This window comes from Caulobacter sp. GW821-FHT11A05, from assembly GCF_058809015.1.
The window spans coordinates 633,781-649,398 of record NZ_JBXASF010000001.1 but is presented as its reverse complement, the minus strand read 5'-3'; the positions used below and the strand labels follow the sequence as shown (position 1 = coordinate 649,398).

14 protein-coding genes are annotated in these 15,618 nt (G+C 70.5%); all 14 read right to left on the bottom strand.

Annotated features, from left to right (window positions below):
• Nucleotides 1-238 precede the first annotated feature (238 nt).
• Nucleotides 239-3,124, bottom strand: a complete 2,886-nt coding sequence (locus tag AC1RSK_RS02905; RefSeq protein WP_492905355.1) for a bifunctional [glutamine synthetase] adenylyltransferase/[glutamine synthetase]-adenylyl-L-tyrosine phosphorylase — start codon at nt 3,122-3,124, stop codon at nt 239-241.
• On the bottom strand, nt 3,121-4,524 hold the full coding sequence (locus tag AC1RSK_RS02900) for a sensor histidine kinase (RefSeq protein WP_492905393.1): 1,404 nt from the start codon (nt 4,522-4,524) through the stop codon (nt 3,121-3,123). Before AC1RSK_RS02900 ends, AC1RSK_RS02905 begins: the two co-directional genes overlap by 4 nt.
• Nucleotides 4,524-4,847, bottom strand: coding sequence for a type II toxin-antitoxin system RelE/ParE family toxin (locus tag AC1RSK_RS02895; RefSeq protein WP_492905353.1), 324 nt, complete (start codon nt 4,845-4,847; stop codon nt 4,524-4,526). Before AC1RSK_RS02895 ends, AC1RSK_RS02900 begins: the two co-directional genes overlap by 1 nt.
• Nucleotides 4,847-5,080 carry a hypothetical protein gene (locus tag AC1RSK_RS02890; protein WP_492905351.1) on the bottom strand — a complete coding sequence of 78 codons (234 nt, stop codon included), beginning with the start codon at nt 5,078-5,080 and terminating at the stop codon, nt 4,847-4,849. The genes AC1RSK_RS02895 and AC1RSK_RS02890 overlap by 1 nt, the downstream gene beginning before the upstream one ends.
• A 20-nt stretch (nt 5,081-5,100) precedes the next feature.
• On the bottom strand, nt 5,101-5,772 hold the full coding sequence (locus AC1RSK_RS02885) for a response regulator transcription factor (RefSeq protein WP_492905349.1): 672 nt from the start codon (nt 5,770-5,772) through the stop codon (nt 5,101-5,103).
• 60 nt (nt 5,773-5,832) lie between these two features.
• Nucleotides 5,833-7,380 (bottom strand): Do family serine endopeptidase, encoded by a 1,548-nt coding sequence (locus tag AC1RSK_RS02880; RefSeq protein WP_492905347.1) that lies wholly within the window; start codon nt 7,378-7,380, stop codon nt 5,833-5,835.
• A gap of 142 nt (nt 7,381-7,522) precedes the next feature.
• A complete protein-coding gene (locus AC1RSK_RS02875; protein ID WP_492905345.1) occupies nt 7,523-7,969 on the bottom strand; it encodes a cytochrome c-type biogenesis protein in 447 nt (148 codons plus the stop codon).
• Entirely contained in the window at nt 7,966-9,939 is a 1,974-nt protein-coding gene (locus AC1RSK_RS02870; protein ID WP_492905343.1) for a heme lyase CcmF/NrfE family subunit, read from the bottom strand. The genes AC1RSK_RS02875 and AC1RSK_RS02870 overlap by 4 nt, the downstream gene beginning before the upstream one ends.
• Nucleotides 9,936-10,448, bottom strand: a complete 513-nt coding sequence (gene ccmE / locus AC1RSK_RS02865) for a cytochrome c maturation protein CcmE (protein WP_492905342.1) — start codon at nt 10,446-10,448, stop codon at nt 9,936-9,938. Before ccmE ends, AC1RSK_RS02870 begins: the two co-directional genes overlap by 4 nt.
• Nucleotides 10,445-11,560 carry a c-type cytochrome biogenesis protein CcmI gene (gene ccmI, locus AC1RSK_RS02860; RefSeq protein ID WP_492905340.1) on the bottom strand — a complete coding sequence of 372 codons (1,116 nt, stop codon included), beginning with the start codon at nt 11,558-11,560 and terminating at the stop codon, nt 10,445-10,447. The genes ccmE and ccmI overlap by 4 nt, the downstream gene beginning before the upstream one ends.
• Nucleotides 11,561-11,770: 210 nt before the next feature.
• The gene (locus AC1RSK_RS02855) at nt 11,771-13,075 is read right to left on the bottom strand and encodes a hypothetical protein (RefSeq protein ID WP_492905338.1); all 1,305 of its coding nucleotides are present in this window, start codon (nt 13,073-13,075) and stop codon (nt 11,771-11,773) included.
• Between the two features lie 80 nt (nt 13,076-13,155).
• Nucleotides 13,156-14,565, bottom strand: coding sequence for an ATP-binding protein (locus AC1RSK_RS02850; RefSeq protein ID WP_492905336.1), 1,410 nt, complete (start codon nt 14,563-14,565; stop codon nt 13,156-13,158).
• Nucleotides 14,562-15,239 (bottom strand): response regulator transcription factor, encoded by a 678-nt coding sequence (locus tag AC1RSK_RS02845; protein WP_492905334.1) that lies wholly within the window; start codon nt 15,237-15,239, stop codon nt 14,562-14,564. Before AC1RSK_RS02845 ends, AC1RSK_RS02850 begins: the two co-directional genes overlap by 4 nt.
• 10 nt (nt 15,240-15,249) lie before the next feature.
• Entirely contained in the window at nt 15,250-15,591 is a 342-nt protein-coding gene (locus AC1RSK_RS02840) for a PepSY domain-containing protein (protein ID WP_492905332.1), read from the bottom strand.
• Nucleotides 15,592-15,618: the final 27 nt, after the last annotated feature.

Below are 15,618 nucleotides of genomic sequence, written 5' to 3'. Positions count from 1 at the left end.
TGTCGCTCGAAAACCTCCGGGGAGGGGGCAAACCCCAGGAACCGTTGGCTTTTGCGTGGGCCATGGCCGCGCGATAGTAGCCTCGGGGGTTGGTCGGTCGGTTGGTCGATGTGCGGGGTTTGTTGGTCGAAAGCGCGCCGCCGTGACCAACGCCTCCCCTCGCCTTCTCCCGGGAGGCCAAAAACACTGATGAATATGTCTAGACATATTCATTTGGGCCCCGGCGTGGGGCGGTTTCTCAGCGCACCAGCTGGTCGTAGACAGCCCTTGCCGCGACGCGGGCCCTGGCCAGGGCGGTCTTCAGGGCCTTGAAGTCCTTGGCCCCGCCGGCCCGCGCCAGCAGGGCTTTCAGGGCGCGGGGCTCGCCGTCCGGATCGGCGGCGTCGTCGAGCGCCACCTTCAGCAGCTGGCTGAGGTTCTGCTGCATCCGCCAGGCGCCCTCCAGCACCCGCACCGCCTCCGGATCGGCCATTCTCGCGTCCGCCAGGGCGGTCAGGGCGTCGCCGGTGTTCTGGCGCAGCGGCCCGCCTTCGGCGGCATGGGCCAGCTGCAGGAACTGGGCGGCGAACTCGATGTCGACCAGGCCGCCGGGCGACAGCTTCAGGTCCCAGGGGCCGGACGGCGGCCGCTCGTCCTCCATCAGCTGGCGCATCTCGCGGACGTCGATGGCGGTGCGGGCCCGAATCCGCGGCCGGCGCAGGGCCGCCTCGATGGCCGCCTCGCAGACCTGGGCGAAGTCCGGGCTGCTGGACCAGGCGACGCGGGCGCGGGTCAGGGCCAGCATCTCCCAGGTCTCGGCCTCGCGGTCATAGTAGGCCTCGAAGGCCTTCATGCTGACCGCCACGGGTCCCTTGCTGCCGGTCGGTCGCAGCTGCATGTCGACCTCGTAGAGGCCGCCCTCGCCGGTCGGCGCCGACAGCGCCGCGATCAGCCGCTGGGTGAAGCGGCCGTAGAAGGTCTCCGCCCCCCAGCCGCGCCCCTCCGACATCGCCGCCGCGTCGGCCGGCGAATAGAGGGTCATCAGGTCGAGGTCGGAGCGGGCGGTCATCTCCCGCCCGCCGGCCTTGCCCAACGCGATGACCGCCACCTCGCCGGGGAAGGCCCCGCCCTGGCGCACCGTCTCGGCCAGGGCCGCGGGCGCGAGGCCGGCGATGCAAAGGTCGGCGAGGTCGGCGAAGGCGGCCCCGGCGTCGGCCGCCGTCGCCGTGCCGCCAATGACCTGCACGCCGATGCGGAAAGCCTGTTCGCGGTGCACGCGGCGGGCGGCGTCCATCGCCGCCTCGAAGCCGTCAGCGGCGGCCAGGGCCTGATCGAAGGCCGCCGCCCCCTGCCCGGTCTCGAACGGGGCGAAGAAGGCCGGGTCGAGCAGGGCGTCGAGCGCCGCCGGCCGCCGGGCCAGGGTGCGGGCCAGCTCCGGCGCGAAGGCCATGACCTGCACCACCAGCTCGAACAGCTTGGGCTGGGCCAGGAACAGCGACTGCACCTGCACGCCGGAGCCCAGCCGCTCGAAGAAGTCCCCGAACCGGCGGAAGGCGGCGTTGGGCGCGCCGGTGGCGTGGGCGGCGTCGAGCAGGCGCGGGGCCAGCCTCGTGAACAGCTCGCGGCCGCGCTCGGTGCGGGTGGCGGCGATGCGGCCATGGTGCCAGCCGCGGATGGACCCCGACACCGCCGACGGATCGTCGAAGCCCATGCGCTTGAGGGTGGCCAGCGTCTCCGGGTCGTCCTCGACGCCGGTGAAGATCAGGCTGCCGAACCGCGAGCTCAGCGCCTCCTCACCCTTGAACAGCTCGCCGTAGGTGGCGTTGACGCCTTTGAGGATTTTCCCGACCGCCGCGTCGAAGGCCTTCAGGCTGGCGTGCCCCCACAGCGCGGCCACCCGCTTGCGGTCGGCGTCGGCCTCCGGCAGCCGGTGGGTCTGTTCGTCGCCGATCATCTGCACCCGGTGCTCCAGCGCCCGCAGCTGGATGTAGGCCTCGCGCATCAGCGTGGCGGCTTCCGGGGTGACGTGGCCGGACTCCTGCAGGGCCGCCAGCGAGTCCAGAGTTCGGGGCGAGCGCAGGGCCGCCTGGCGGCCACCGAGGATCAGCTGCTGGGTCTGGACGTAGAACTCCACCTCGCGGATGCCGCCGCGGCCCAGCTTCAGGTCGGCGCCGGCCGCCGTCACCCGGTCGTCGACCTTGTGGGCGTGGATCTGGCGCTTGATCGAATGGATGTCGGCGATGGCCGCGAAGTCGAGGTTGCGCCGCCAGATGAAGGGCGACAGCTCGCCCAGGAAGTCCTTGCCGGCCCGCATGTCGCCGGCCGCGACCCGCGCCTTGATGAAGGCCGCCCGCTCCCAGTTCTGGCCGACGCTCTCATAGTAGGCGAAGGCGGCCGGAACCGGCATGGCCGGTGGCGTCGAGGAGGGATCGGGCCGCAGCCGCAGGTCGACGCGGAAGACATAGCCGTCGGCGGTGCGATCCTGCAGCATGCGGGCGACGCCATGGGTCAGCCGCACGGCCACGTCCTGCGGCTCGGCCCCGGCGGCGACCGGCATCAAGTCCGGCTCGTAGAAGACCGAGATGTCGATGTCGCTGGAGTAGTTGAGCTCGAACGCCCCGTGCTTGCCCATCGCCAGGCAGAACAGGCCGGGGACGGGTCCGCGGGTCTCGTCGGCCGGGGCCGTCAGCCGCCCGCGATCGATCTCCGTCCGCGCCGCCTGCACCAGCGCCGCCTCCAGGGCCGCGTCGGCGAACCGGGACAGGGCGCCGGTGACCTGGTCAAGGTCCCAGACCCCGCCAAGGTCGCTGAGGGCGCAGAGCAGGTGCAGGTCGGCCTTCTGTTCGCGCAGGCGTTTCGTGGCGACCGCGTTGTCCGGCTCCCGCGCCTGCTGGCGCGCCGCCGTCAGCAGGGCTTCCAGCCGCTCTTCGGGGTCGTCCTCAAGCGTCTCGATCAGCGACGACGGCCGCCGCCGGATCAGGCTCGACAGATAGGGCGAGGCGCCCAGCACCGGGGCCAGGGCCTCCCAGACGGCATCCAGCGCGCCCGCCCCGAGATCGCTCTCGACGATCTCCCGGGTACGCTCGGCATGTTTGGCGTCGATGACCGGCCCGCAGGGGGCGAGTCTCGGCCCCAGCGGGCTCACTCCGGCCTCGGCAGCACCAGGGCCACACGCAGCCCGGGGCCGAAGCCGTCGATGACGCCTGGCCCCTCCGACAGCTCCAGCCGCCCGCCGTGCGCCTCGGCGACGGCGGCGACCAGGGACAGGCCAAGGCCCGAGCCCGGCTCGCTGCGGCTGTTCTCCAGCCGCACGAAGCGCTGCACGACGCGGGCGCGGTCTTCCTCGGGCACCCCGGGTCCGGTGTCGGTGACCGAGAACTCCACCTCGCCCGACGAGCGGCGGCGCACCCGCAGCATCACGGCGCCGCCCTCGGGCGTGTATTTGATGGCGTTGTCGAGCAGGTTGGCCAGGGCCTGGGCGAGGATTTCCTTCGCCCCGTTGACGCTGAGGCGTGGGGTCAGTTCGGCCTTGAAGTCGAGGCCCTTGTCCTCGCAGACCGCCTCGTAGAGCTCGGCCATGTTGGAGGCCAGCTCGCCCGGATCGAAGGGCTTGGGATCGGGGATGCGGCCGGCCGCCTGCAGCCGGGCGATGGCCAGCACGGCGTTGAAGGTGGTCAGCACATTGTCGGCGTCGGCCAGGGCCTGTTCCATCGCCTGCAGCGGGTCGCCCTTGCCGTTCTCGATCTCGATCAGGCTGGCCTCCAGCCTTGCGCGAAGCCGGGTGAGCGGCGAGCGCAGGTCGTGGGCGATGGCGTCGCCGGCGTGGCGCAGGCCGCCCATCGACTGTTCCAGCCGGTCGAGCATGTCGTTCAGCCCCTCGGCCAGCTCGTCATACTCGTCGCGCACCCCGCGCACCCGCACCCGCGTGCGCAGATCGCCGCCGCGCACCGCCGCCACGGCGTCGGTCAGGCCCTGCATGTGGCGGGCGACGTTGCGGCTGACCAGCACCCCGCCGGCCAGGCCCAGGATGATGATCAGGGCGCCGGCCCCCCACAGGGCCCGGGCGATGCCGACCACGAAGGCTTCGCTCTCGCTGACGTCGGCTCCGACGAACAGGATTTCGCCGCCCTCCAGCCGCTCCTGCAGCCCCCGCGCCGGCCGGCGGATCTCGCCGCCGTCCATGTCGGTGTCGGTGAGGGTGAAACGGGCCCAGTTCTCTCCGTCCTCGGTTTCCTCGATCGGCGAGACGGGGATGGTGCCGCTGATCTTCTTCCCGGTGTGGTCCATCAACAGATAGAGGAACGGCTTCTCGCTGGCCGAGCGCTCGATGATGGCGGTGTTCAGCCCGTTGACCCCGCCCTGACGGTAGGTCGCCTCCAGCGAGTTCATCTCGCGGGTGATCTCATTGTCGGCTCGCCGGCTGACCTCGCCGGCCGTGGCCACATAGATGTAGCCGAGGAACGCCGCCGCGGCTCCGGCGAACAGCGCCAGGAACAGCAGGGTCAGCCGGAAGGTGGTGGTGCGGACGAAGCGGGGGAGTTTCATCATCGGTCGCGACCCAGCAGGGCCTGGATGTCGCGTCTGCCGTCGAGCACCCTCATCACCCGAATTCCTCTTTCCCCAATGAGGGGCTCATACACCAACAGCCAAGGATGTACGGAAAAGCTTCGCGGCGAATCGAGCAGGTCGGGCCGAAAGCGACCCATTTCGGGAAACGCCGCGAGATTGTTTAGAGCGCGGTCAATTCTGCTCAGAACCTGGCTGGCGGCGTTTGGGCCGGTATCGATCGCGATCCACAAGTCGAGTTCGTCCAACTCATCGCGAGCGGTCAGGGTGAACCGTATGATCGGCTCCGACTTCGTTGGCATCAGGACCGTTGCTTGGCCAGATATTCCTCATAGCGTCGGCGGCCGCGCTCGAGCGCCTCCTCGAGGTTCCATTCGACAACTCGCCCCTGCCGAACGTCCTCGTGGGCCTCTTCGAGGAGCTTGTTTATCGCCTCGCGGTTCCGCGCGATGAACGCATCCTCCCAGTCCTCAAACGCCTTGGCGTCCTCGGCCATGCCTTCCGGCGTTTCGGGATATTCGGGATCGGACGTCATCTCGCCATCCTACCACATCTCTAGGGGTCGAGCCGGTACCCGGCTCCGCGCACCGTCTGCAGCATTGCCCGATCGAAGCCCTTGTCGATCTTCGAGCGCAGGCGGGAGATGTGGACGTCGATGACGTTGGTCTGGGGATCGAAGTGGTATTCCCAGACCTTCTCCAACAGCATGGTGCGGGTCACCGACTGGCCGGCGTGGCGCATCAGGAACTCCAGCAGCTGGAACTCGCGCGGCTGCAGGTCGACCTCCTTGCCGGCGCGGTGGACCTCGCGGGTCAGCAGGTTCATCTCCAGGTCGCCGACCTTGAGCGTCGTGGAGACCGCGCCGGTCTCGCGGCGGCGCGACAGGGCCTCGACCCGGGCGATCAGCTCGGGGAAGGCATAGGGCTTGACCAGATAGTCGTCGGCGCCGGCCTTGAGGCCGACCACGCGGTCATCGATCTCGCCCATCGCCGACAGGAACAGGACCGGGGTGGCGTCGCCCTCGCGGCGCAGGGTCTCGACGACGCTGACGCCATCGCGGCGCGGCATCATCCGGTCGACGATGAGGACGTTGTAGTCACCGGCCCGGGCGGCCTCCAGGCCGAACTCCCCGTCCGAGGCGTGCTCGCATTCGTAGCCGGCCTCGGAAAGGCCGCGCCGCATGGCTTCGGCCGCTTCGATGTCGTCTTCGATGATCAGGATACGCATGCCGCCCAGCCCCAGAAATAAGTCACGGGCGGCCCCGACTCAGGGCCGCCCGGACTTAGACTAACCCGGGATCTTCACCGGGACGAACTGCGTCGAGCCGCCGACCGCGAAACCCATCAGCACGGTCGGGCGACCGGCCTTCTTGGCGGCGTCAACGGCGGCGGCGACTTCCGCCGCGCTGGCCACCTTGCGGGTGTTGACGCTGACGATCACCGCGCCGCGGCGCACGCCCTGTTCGGCGGCGTCGGAGTCGGCGCGGACGGTCTCGACCAGCACGCCGGTCTCGACGTTCAGCCGGCTCTTGGTGGCCGCGTCGATGGGGGCGAGCGCCATGCCCAGGACCACCGGCCGCTGGGCCGGGGCCGACTGCGGGGTGGCCTTCGGCGCGCCGCCGGGGGTGTCGGGGGTGTTCAGCTCGGCCAGTTCCTTGGCCGAGGGCCGCACGCCCGACTGGATCGACACGCTGCGCTTCTTGCCGTCGCGCAGCACGTCCAGCTTCAGGGCGCCGCCGGGAGGGGCCTTGGCCACTTCGCGGGTCAGGCTGGTCGAGGAGGTCACCGGGTTGCCGTTGACGGCGGTGACGATGTCATCGCGCATCAGCCCGCCCTTGGCGGCCGGGCCGCCTGGGGTCAGGTCGGCGACGATGGCCGCCTTGATGCCGCCCAGGCCCAGGGCCTCGCCCATGTCGGGGGTGAAGTTCTGGATGGTCGCGCCGATGTAGCCACGGGTAACCTTGCCGTTGTTGATCAGCTGCTGGGTGACGCTGTCGGCCAGTTCCGCCGGAATGGCGAAGCCGATGCCCACCGAGCCGCCGGTCGGCGAGAAGATGGCGCTGTTGACGCCGATCACCCGGCCATAGGTGTCGAAGGTCGGGCCGCCGCTGTTGCCGCGGTTGATGGGGGCATCGACCTGGATGTAGTCGACGAACGGGCCGTCGTTGATGTCGCGGCTGAGGGCCGAGACGATGCCGGCCGTGGCCGTGCCACCGAGGCCGAAGGGGTTGCCGACGGTGATCACCCAGTCGCCCACGCGAGGCTTGGCGTCATTCTCGAAATTGACGAAGGAGAAGCCCTTGCCCTCGACCTTGAGGACGGCGAGGTCGGTGCCGTCATCGCGGCCGACCAGCTTGGCCGGCAGCTCGCGGCCGTCCTTCAGGGTGACCATGATCTCGTCGGCGCCCTCGACCACGTGGTTGTTGGTCACCAGGTAGCCGTCGGCGGTGATGAAGAAGCCCGAGCCCGAGGACTGCTGCCGGGGCAGGCCGCCCGCGCCGCCTTCCTGGCCGCCTTCGTTCTCTTCACCCTCCTCGCCCTGGCCGGGCAGGTTGAAGGGCAGGCCGGGGATGCCGCGCAGGGTCGAGGGATCGACCTTCGACTTGACGTCGATGGAGACCACCGCCGGCGACACCTTCTCGAAGATGTCGGCGAAGGACAGCGGCGCGCCGGGCGGCGGCGCGAAATTCACGCGCGTGGGGGAAAGCTGGGCGGCCGCGGCGTAGTGGCCCTCGGCGGCGTCAGCCATCCGCATGCCCACGCCCGCCATAGCGGCGGCGGCGACGCCGACCCCCGCAACCGCGCCCACGACAAATCCGGTCTTTCTCGATGACATCGTCGTTTTGTTCCTGCGTCCGGCATAACGCCGGTGTTTCCACGTCCAAGTTAGTTGCGTTGCCGCGATGCGCAACGCCGCTCAAGTTATCTTTGCGTCATGAGCAAGGTGTTAGTTGCGGCAGGATCGCGGCGGCTTGGTGTCAATCTCGCTCTTCGCGCGTCAATTGCGCAAGCCGCGCCTCCTCATCGGGCGAAAGCGTCGCAGCCGCGGTGCGGTCCCGAAGACGCAGCGCCAGCAGGCCGCCGCCGACCAGCAGCACCAGGATAGGCGCCCCCCAGAGGGCGGCGTTGGGGACCGAGACGGCGGGCTTGAGCAGGGCGAACTCACCGTAGCGGGCGACCAGGAAGGCGCGGATCTCCGCATCGCTGCGGCCGGCGGCGATCTGTTCGCGGATCACCTGGCGCAGGTCGTGGGCGAGGTCGGCGGTGGAGTCGTCGATCGACTCGTTCTGGCAGACCAGGCAGCGGACCTCGCGGAACAGGGCGCGGGCGCGGGCCTCCTGGGCCGGATCGCTCAGGCGTTCGGAGGGGTCGGAGGCGGCCGCGATGCAGGCGAAGGCGGCCAGGGCGATGAGAAGGCGCTTCATGCAGCGGCGGCCTTGCTCTTTTGGCCGACGGCCAACCGCAGCCGGCGGTCCGACAGCGACACCGCACCGCCCAGCGCCATCAGCAGCGGCCCCAGGAAGATCAGCTGCACCCAGGGATTGAAGTAGCCGCGGATCAGCCAGGCTGGCTGACCCCGCACGGTCGCGCGGCGCTCGCCGAGCGTGATGTAGACCTGATCCAGGCCCCGGTAGCAGATCGCCACCTCCTGGGTGGTCTGGCCGCCGGCCGGATAGAAGCGGCGCTCCGGCTCGGCCGTGCAGACCACCTTGCCGCCCTTGCGCACGGTCAGCACCCCCTGTTCGGCCAGGTAGTTGGGCCCGTCGACGATGTCGACCCGGTCGAGGGTGACCTCATAGCCGCCCAGCGGCACGGTCCGGCCGGCATCCATGGCCTCGGCCAGCTCGATCTTCCAGGCGGTCTCGAAACAGGCGCCGAGGATGAACAGCCCCAGCCCGAAGTGGGCCAGGCTGGAGCCCCAGGCCCCGCGCGGCAGGCCGCTTAAGCGCCGGCGCACCTCCGGCCAGGGGGCGCGGAAGGCCTTCACCCGTTCGCCGATCTCGGACAGGGCGCCGAGCAGCAGCCAGACGCCCAGCGCCACCCCGGCGCTGGCGATCGCCTTGCGCGGGCTGATGACGGCCAGGGTCAGCAGGCCGGCCCCCACGGCCAGCGCGGCCGCCAGCCCCAGCCGCTGGGCGGCGCCGAGGGCGTCGCCGCGTTTCCAGGCCAGCATCGGCCCGAACGGCAGGATGACCAGGCCGATGACCATGATGGGCACGAAGATCAGGTTGAAATAGGGAGGCCCGACCGACACCGTCTGGCCGTCCAGCGCCTCGCGGATCAGCGGGAACAGGGTGCCGAACATCACCGCCGCGGCCGCCGCGGTGAGGACGATGTTGTTGACGACGATGGCGCTCTCGCGGCTGATCGGCTTGAAGCCGCCGCCGGGGGTCAGGGCCGGGGCGCGCCAGGCGAACAGGGCGAACGCCGCCCCGGACGCCAGGCCGAGGATGCCCAGCAGCAAGAGGCCGCGCTCGGGATCGACGGCGAAGGCGTGAACGCTGGTCAGCACGCCCGACCGCACCAGGAAGGCGCCCAGCATCGAGAAGGTGAAGGCGGCGATGGCCAGGAACAGGGTCCAGCCCGGCAACGCGCCGCGCTTTTCGGTGACCACCGCCGAATGCAACAGGGCCGCGCCCATCAGCCAGGGCATGAAGCTGGCGTTCTCGACCGGGTCCCAGAACCACCAGCCGCCCCAGCCCAGTTCGTAATAGGCCCAGAAGCTGCCCAGGGTGATGCCGACGGTGAGCAGGCTCCAGGCGGCCAGCGTCCAGGGCCGGACCCAGCGGGCCCAGGCGGCGTCGACGCGGCCGCCGATCAGGGCGGCGACCGCCAGGCTGAAGACCACCGAAAAGCCGACATAGCCGAGGTAGAGCATCGGCGGATGGATGGCCAAGGCCGGGTCCTGCAGCAGCGGATTGAGCGAGGCCCCCTCGACCGGCGGATTGGCCAGGCGGCTCATGGGATTGGAGGCGAACACCGTGTAGGCCAGGAAGGCCGCCCCCAGCGCCCCCTGCACGGCCATGGTCCGGGCCTTGAGGTCACGCGGCAGGTCGCGGCCGAACAAGGCGACGGCGGCCCCGAAACCGGTCAGGGCCAGGCACCACAGCACCATCGAACCCTCATGGCTGCCCCAGGCGCCGGCGACGCGATAGAGCAGCGGCTTGGCGGTGTGGCTGTGGTTGGCGACATTGGCGACCGAGAAGTCGCTGGTCACGAAGGCATGGATCAGCGCCCCGAAGGTGACGATCAGGGCGAGGAAGGCCCCGATCGCCGCCCCCTCCCCGGCCCCGGCCAGCAAGGGCCGGCGCGCCCCGGCCGCCGACAGGGCGGTCTGGGCGATGGAGAGCACGAAGGCGAGGATGAGGGCGAAGGCGCCCAGTTCGACGATCATGCCCCATCCTGCTTGGGGGCAGCCTGTCTTGGCGCGGGCGCGTCATGCGACGGCCGCTGGCCCTCGCCGCGCCATTCGCCCTGTTCCTTCAAGGCCTTGGTGACCTCGCGCGGCATGTACTTCTCGTCGTGTTTGGCCAGCACCCGCTTGGCGACGAAGACCCCGTCGGGACGCAGGGCGCCCTCGGCGACCACCCCCTGGCCTTCCTTGAACAGGCTGGTGACCTCGCCGTCGTAGACCACGGTCATGCCCGCCTGGTTGTCGACCACGCGGAAGGTCATGGCCTCGCCATGCTTCTTCAGGCTGCCGGCCTCGACCAGGCCGCCCAGCTGGAAGGCCTTGCCGGGCTTCAACGCCGCCGCCTCGACCTGCCCAGGGGTCAGGAACAGGGAGATGTTCTCGCGCAGGCCATACAGGGTCAGGCCGACGGCCAGGGCCAGCACCGGGGCGGCGGCCAGGACGATGGTCAGCCGACGGCGGGCCTTGTGCGATTTCGGCCAGAAGCTCATGGCGCATTCTCCGAAGCCGCTTTCAGCGCCTCAAGCACCTGCGGCTGGTCCTTGTAGAGGGATCGGGCGCGGGTCAGGGCGGCGTCGCGCTTGGGGATTTCGCCGAGCACGCCATAGGCGCGGACCAGCCGCACCCAGCCCTCGGGATCGTTGGGATCGGCTTCCAGCCGGGCGGCCAGGCCGTCGACCATGCCGCGAATGGCCTGGTCCATGTCGGCGCCGGGCTGCGCCGAGGGCGCGGCGGCCTGCTGTGGCGGCGCCGGCGGTTTGCCGGTGCGCTCGACCTCGGCGATCTCGGCCGCCAGCTGCCCGCGGCGCGGATCGTCCGCCGGCAGGTCGGCCATGAGGGCGCGCCAGCCGGTCAGGCCTTCCGCAGCCCTGCCGTCGGCGATGTCGGCCAATGCCAGGTGATAGCGCGGCGAGAGGGCCTTGGCGTCGTAGCGCAGGGCCTCGCCGAACGCCTTGCGGGCGTCGAGGCCGATCTCGCCATTGCCGGTCAGCACGAACAGCTCGCCCAGCTGGGTCCAGAGCTCGGGGTTGCGCGGCTCGACTGCCACCGCCTCGCGCAGCGCCTTGGCGGCCCCAAAGGGGTCGTTCGACTCCATCCGCGCCTTGGCCAGCAGCTGCAGCAGGCGGGCGTCGTTCGGCGTCTTCTTGGCCACCTGGGTCAGGGCGGCGGCGATCTGCGCCGCGGTCAGGGTGTCGGGATCGGCCTGGCTCCAGGCGGCGATGCGCGCCGCCATCGGGGCGTCGGCGCGGCCGGGCGAGCCGACCAGGACGTAGAGCCCAAAGGCGATCAGCGGCGTCAGCACCGCCGCCCCGGTGGCGATCTTGCGCCCGCCGGCCAGGGTCACGGTGCGCGCCACGTCGTCGGCCGCCAGCAGCCGCTTGCCGGCCTCGGCCCGCACCTCGGCCTGTTCGGCCGGGCTGAGCAGTCCCCGGGCCACCAGGTCGTCGATCTCGGCCAGCTGGCGGCGATGCACGGCCAGCCCGGGGTCGCCCTCAGCCGGGGCCAGCGAGCGCCGCTGGGCCAGGGTCAGCACCAACCAGCCCGCCAGCGCCGACAACAGGGCGGCGGCGGTCCAGAACAGGGCGGTGAACCAGAAGGACATGGGCGCGCTGTTAGCGGATATCCGGTGTGGAAGCGAGGTGGCAGAACGTCCGCTCGATCCGATCATCCCGACGAAAGTCGGGACCCAGTGTCCGCCAGCGGCGGCGAGCCGTGGCGCTGATCAGAGCTGATCCTTACGCTGCCTGCCAGCTGGGTCCCGACTTTCGTCGGGATGATCGGAATTTGAGGGACACGGGCCCTCGGAAAGCCCCTAAGCCGCCGCCAGACGCCGGCGGACGATCTGCGCCGCCTTCTCGTCCTTGGACAAAGTCAGGATATCGGCGGCGATGGCCAGGAAGGCGCGCACCCGTTCAGGCTCCTCGACCTCGCCGGAGCGCAGGTATTCCAGGGCGTCCTCGACATAGGGGTCGATGTGGTTTTCGACCGACTCCATGACGCGGGCCCGGGTCGCGCCGAAGCCGCCGGTGTCGGCGCTGGAGCGGACTTCCTCGGAGAAGGCCAGCAGGCTCATCGCATGACCGACCGCCTTGGGATCGGGGTCGGCCGACAGTTTCGGCGCCGCCTTGATCAGCCGGGCGCTGTAGCGGATAGCCTGCACCGGCAGGGCCTGGCCGACGGCGGGTTCGATCTCCTTCAGCCGCCCCTCGACCGACAGCGCCAGCCCGCGCTTCTGGCCGGCCAGCCGCTTGCCCCACTCGCCGTCCTTGCTGAGCTGCACCGCCTCCTCGAACTCGGCGATGGCGAGGGTGGCCTGATGCACGGCCTGGCCGGCGGCCCGGCCGGCCGCCTCGCCGCCGGCGGTGTCGAAGCCGCGCACCTCGGCCAGCTTCCGGTCGATGCTGTCCAGCACCTGGGTTCCGAACGGCCCCAGTTCCGAGTCCGAGAGATAGCGTTCGCTGGGCCGGTCCATGACCGCCGAGATGACCCGCAGGATCTGGCCGGGCTCGGCCAGCCGCGAGGCCAGCATCTGGAAGAACAGGGGCCCGGCGTCGGGCGCCATCGCGACGCTGTCGCGATAGGCCAACCGGGCGGCGGCGCGGCGTTCCTGGTCCATCCGGGCCAGCCAGTCGCCCAGATGCGGCAGGCAGCGGCGGACGATGGGGGCCAGGGCCAGGACCGGGGCCAGGCGGTCGGCGTCGAAACCAGCCAGGGCGGGCGGCCGCGCCTCGGCCCGCAGGTCTTCCGCCGCCAGGACACAGAGGTTGTCGAAGGCGGCCGGATCGATGTCCGCCGGATCATAGACGCGGGCGGAGGCCTCGGCCTGGCGGATCGCGCCGGGATGGGCGGCCTTCAGGTGGTTCCACAGCCGGCCCAGCTGGCCGGGCGGAAACTGCGCCATCGGGCCGCTGAACAGGCCGATGAGCGGGGCCAGGGCCAGGTTGCGAAAGGCCCGGTCGTGGGTCTCGCGGTCGATCAGGGTCCAGACAGATCCCAGGGGGCCGTCGCGGACGGCGTCGTCGGAGAGGGCAAGCTCAAGCCGGCGCAAGACGCCATCGGGGGCGCTGTCGATCAGCATCCGGAGCATTCCGGCCTTGGCCGGTGAAAGCTCGCTCATGGTGTGCGCCCAAGGTCGCCCCAACGGCGACACCAAACAAAATGGCGTACGGGTGGTTAATGAAGGCCGAAATGCCGGCTTCAGCCCTCGGCGCGCGGCAATTTGACCATCACCTTCAACCCGCCCATGGCGCTGTCGTCCAGCACCAGGTCGCCGCCGTAGGCGCGGGCCAGTTCGTCGACGATGGCCAGGCCCAGGCCCGAGCCCGGCGCGCTCTCGTCCAGCCGGGCCCCGCGCTTGATCACTTCCTCGCGCCGTTCGGCCGGCAGGCCCGGGCCGTCGTCCTCGATGCTGACCGTCAGCCAGTCGGCCCCGGCCGGGGCGGCGGTGGCCCGGATGTTGCGCCGGCACCAGATGCCAGCGTTTTCGAGGATGTTGCCGACCAGCTCCTGCAGATCCTGCCGCTCACCCCGGAAGCACAGGCCATCCGGCGATCGCCAGTCGATGGTGACGCCCTTCTCCTGGAAGATTCGCTCCATGGTCACGGCCAGTTCGTCCAGCACCTCGGCGACATCGGTGCGTTCGCCGGTGCTCTGCGAGCGGGCGGCGGCGCGGGCCCGGCGCAGGTGATGCTCCACATGGGCCCGCATGGCCTCGGCCTGGCGCTCGACGATGTCGGCCAGATCCCCCGGCGTCTGGCGGGCCTCGGTCAGCATCACCGCCAGCGGGGTTTTAAGGGCATGGGCCAGGTTGCCGACGTGGGTGCGCTGGCGCTCGACGACATCCTGGTTGTGGGCGACCAGGGCGTTCAGCTCGCCGGCCAGCGGCGACAGCTCGGCCGGATAGTCGCCGACCAGCCGCTCGGCCTTGCCCCGGCGCACCAAAGCAACTTCACGCCGCAGGCCGAACAGCGGCGCCAGGCCGACCCGCACCTGCAGATAGACGGCCAGGATCAGCCCGGCGCCGAGAATGACCAGCGCCCCGACGATCACGGCGATGAAGCGGTTGGCGGCCTCGTCGATCGACTCGCGGTTCTCGGCGGCCATGAACAGCACCGGCCTGTCACGGCCGGGAATGGAGCCGACCTGGGCGGCGGCGTGCAGCCGCTTGCCGAGCGGGTCGGTGGTGTCGAAATACAGGCTGATTCCCGGCGTCTTCATCGCCGCCGCGCCGATGCCGGCCGGAATGCTGAGGTTGCTGTCCCAGATGGAGCGCGACTCGACCAGCGGCGTCACCACCCCCTTGGCGTCGACATTGGCGATCTGCCAGTAGAAGCCGCTGTAGGGGCGATAGGCCCGCACGTCGGTCATCGGCGGCGCATAGACCTGACCATTGTCGACGGTGGTCTCGGCCTGCAGCCCGCGGATCGATTCCTCGAGGCCGGCCTCGAAGCGCTGCACGGCGGCCTGGCGGAACAGGTGGTTGAGGCCGAACCCGGCCAGCACCAGCATGGCGATGCTCCACACTCCGGCCAGTAGCACCAGCCGCAGGACGAGCGAGGAACGCCTCAGGCTCCGAAGGAGGGGCTGGCGCGGCCGGCCCGACGTCACGCGTCGCTCTCGCCCTCGAGCGCCATGATCCGGTAGCCCAGGCCGCGCACCGTCTCGATGCGGTCCTGGCCGATCTTCTTGCGCACCCGGCCGATGAACACCTCGATGGTGTTGGAGTCGCGGTCGAAGTCCTGGTCGTACAGGTGCTCGACCAGCTCGGTGCGGCTGATCACCCGGCCCTGGTGCATCATCATGTAGTGCAGCAGCCGGTACTCCAGCGAGGTCAGGCGCAGGGGCTCGCCGTTGACCGAGGCGCGGGCGGCGCGCGGGTCGAGGCGAAGGCCGCCGCAGGACAGCTGCGGGCTGGCATGGCCGGCCGAGCGGCGGACCAGGGCGCGCAGCCGGGCCAGCAGTTCCTCGGTGTGGAACGGCTTGGTCAGGTAGTCGTCGGCCCCGGCGTCGAAGCCGGCCACCTTCTGGCTCCAGTTGTCGCGGGCGGTGAGGATCAGCACCGGGGTGGCGACGTTCTCACGCCGCCATTTTTCCAGCACCGACACCCCGTCGATCTTGGGCAGGCCAAGGTCGAGGATGACCGCGTCATAGGGTTCGGTCTCGCCGAGGAAGTGGCCTTCCTCACCGTCCGCGGCGTGGTCCACGGCATAGCCGGCGTCGCCAAGGGCCAGCTTCAGCTGGCGCGACAGGTCGGGATCGTCTTCGACGAGCAGAATGCGCATGGGGAGACTCCTAGAACTGGCCGGTGGCCGCGTCGACCATGAAGTCTTCGAATCGGCCGCCGGGGAAGCGCAGGCGCATCCAGTAGTATTTGCGGCCGCCCTGCATCCGGGGGTTGGCGTTGACGTACTCGCCGCCGGTGCGGCTCTCGACCATGCGGATCAGCTGCGACAGCGGGATCTCGCGCTCGCGGGGGGCGTCATAGCCGCCGTCGTTGCCGTTTCCGCCGCGATTGCCCTTGCCGCCGCGTTGTTCCTGCTTGTCAGCCTTCGGCCCACGGCCCTGCGCATCCGCCGCCACGGGAAGGGCGGCGGTCAGGATCGCGGCTGCAAAGAGGGCGACGAGACGTTTCATGCCTGTGCTTCTAGAGCCCCCGGTCTG

Excerpts from the sequence above, each read along its gene's own strand:
- AC1RSK_RS02900 (WP_492905393.1), bottom strand. The coding sequence starts at position 4,524 with ATGAAACTCCCCCGCTTCGTCCGCACCACCACCTTCCGGCTGACCCTG.
- AC1RSK_RS02895 (WP_492905353.1), bottom strand. The coding sequence starts at position 4,847 with ATGCCAACGAAGTCGGAGCCGATCATACGGTTCACCCTGACCGCTCGC.
- AC1RSK_RS02890 (WP_492905351.1), bottom strand. The coding sequence starts at position 5,080 with ATGACGTCCGATCCCGAATATCCCGAAACGCCGGAAGGCATGGCCGAG.
- AC1RSK_RS02885 (WP_492905349.1), bottom strand. The coding sequence starts at position 5,772 with ATGCGTATCCTGATCATCGAAGACGACATCGAAGCGGCCGAAGCCATG.
- AC1RSK_RS02880 (WP_492905347.1), bottom strand. The coding sequence starts at position 7,380 with ATGTCATCGAGAAAGACCGGATTTGTCGTGGGCGCGGTTGCGGGGGTC.
- AC1RSK_RS02875 (WP_492905345.1), bottom strand. The coding sequence starts at position 7,969 with ATGAAGCGCCTTCTCATCGCCCTGGCCGCCTTCGCCTGCATCGCGGCC.
- AC1RSK_RS02870 (WP_492905343.1), bottom strand. The coding sequence starts at position 9,939 with ATGATCGTCGAACTGGGCGCCTTCGCCCTCATCCTCGCCTTCGTGCTC.
- ccmE (WP_492905342.1), bottom strand. The coding sequence starts at position 10,448 with ATGAGCTTCTGGCCGAAATCGCACAAGGCCCGCCGTCGGCTGACCATC.
- ccmI (WP_492905340.1), bottom strand. The coding sequence starts at position 11,560 with ATGTCCTTCTGGTTCACCGCCCTGTTCTGGACCGCCGCCGCCCTGTTG.
- AC1RSK_RS02855 (WP_492905338.1), bottom strand. The coding sequence starts at position 13,075 with ATGAGCGAGCTTTCACCGGCCAAGGCCGGAATGCTCCGGATGCTGATC.
- AC1RSK_RS02845 (WP_492905334.1), bottom strand. The coding sequence starts at position 15,239 with ATGCGCATTCTGCTCGTCGAAGACGATCCCGACCTGTCGCGCCAGCTG.
- AC1RSK_RS02840 (WP_492905332.1), bottom strand. The coding sequence starts at position 15,591 with ATGAAACGTCTCGTCGCCCTCTTTGCAGCCGCGATCCTGACCGCCGCC.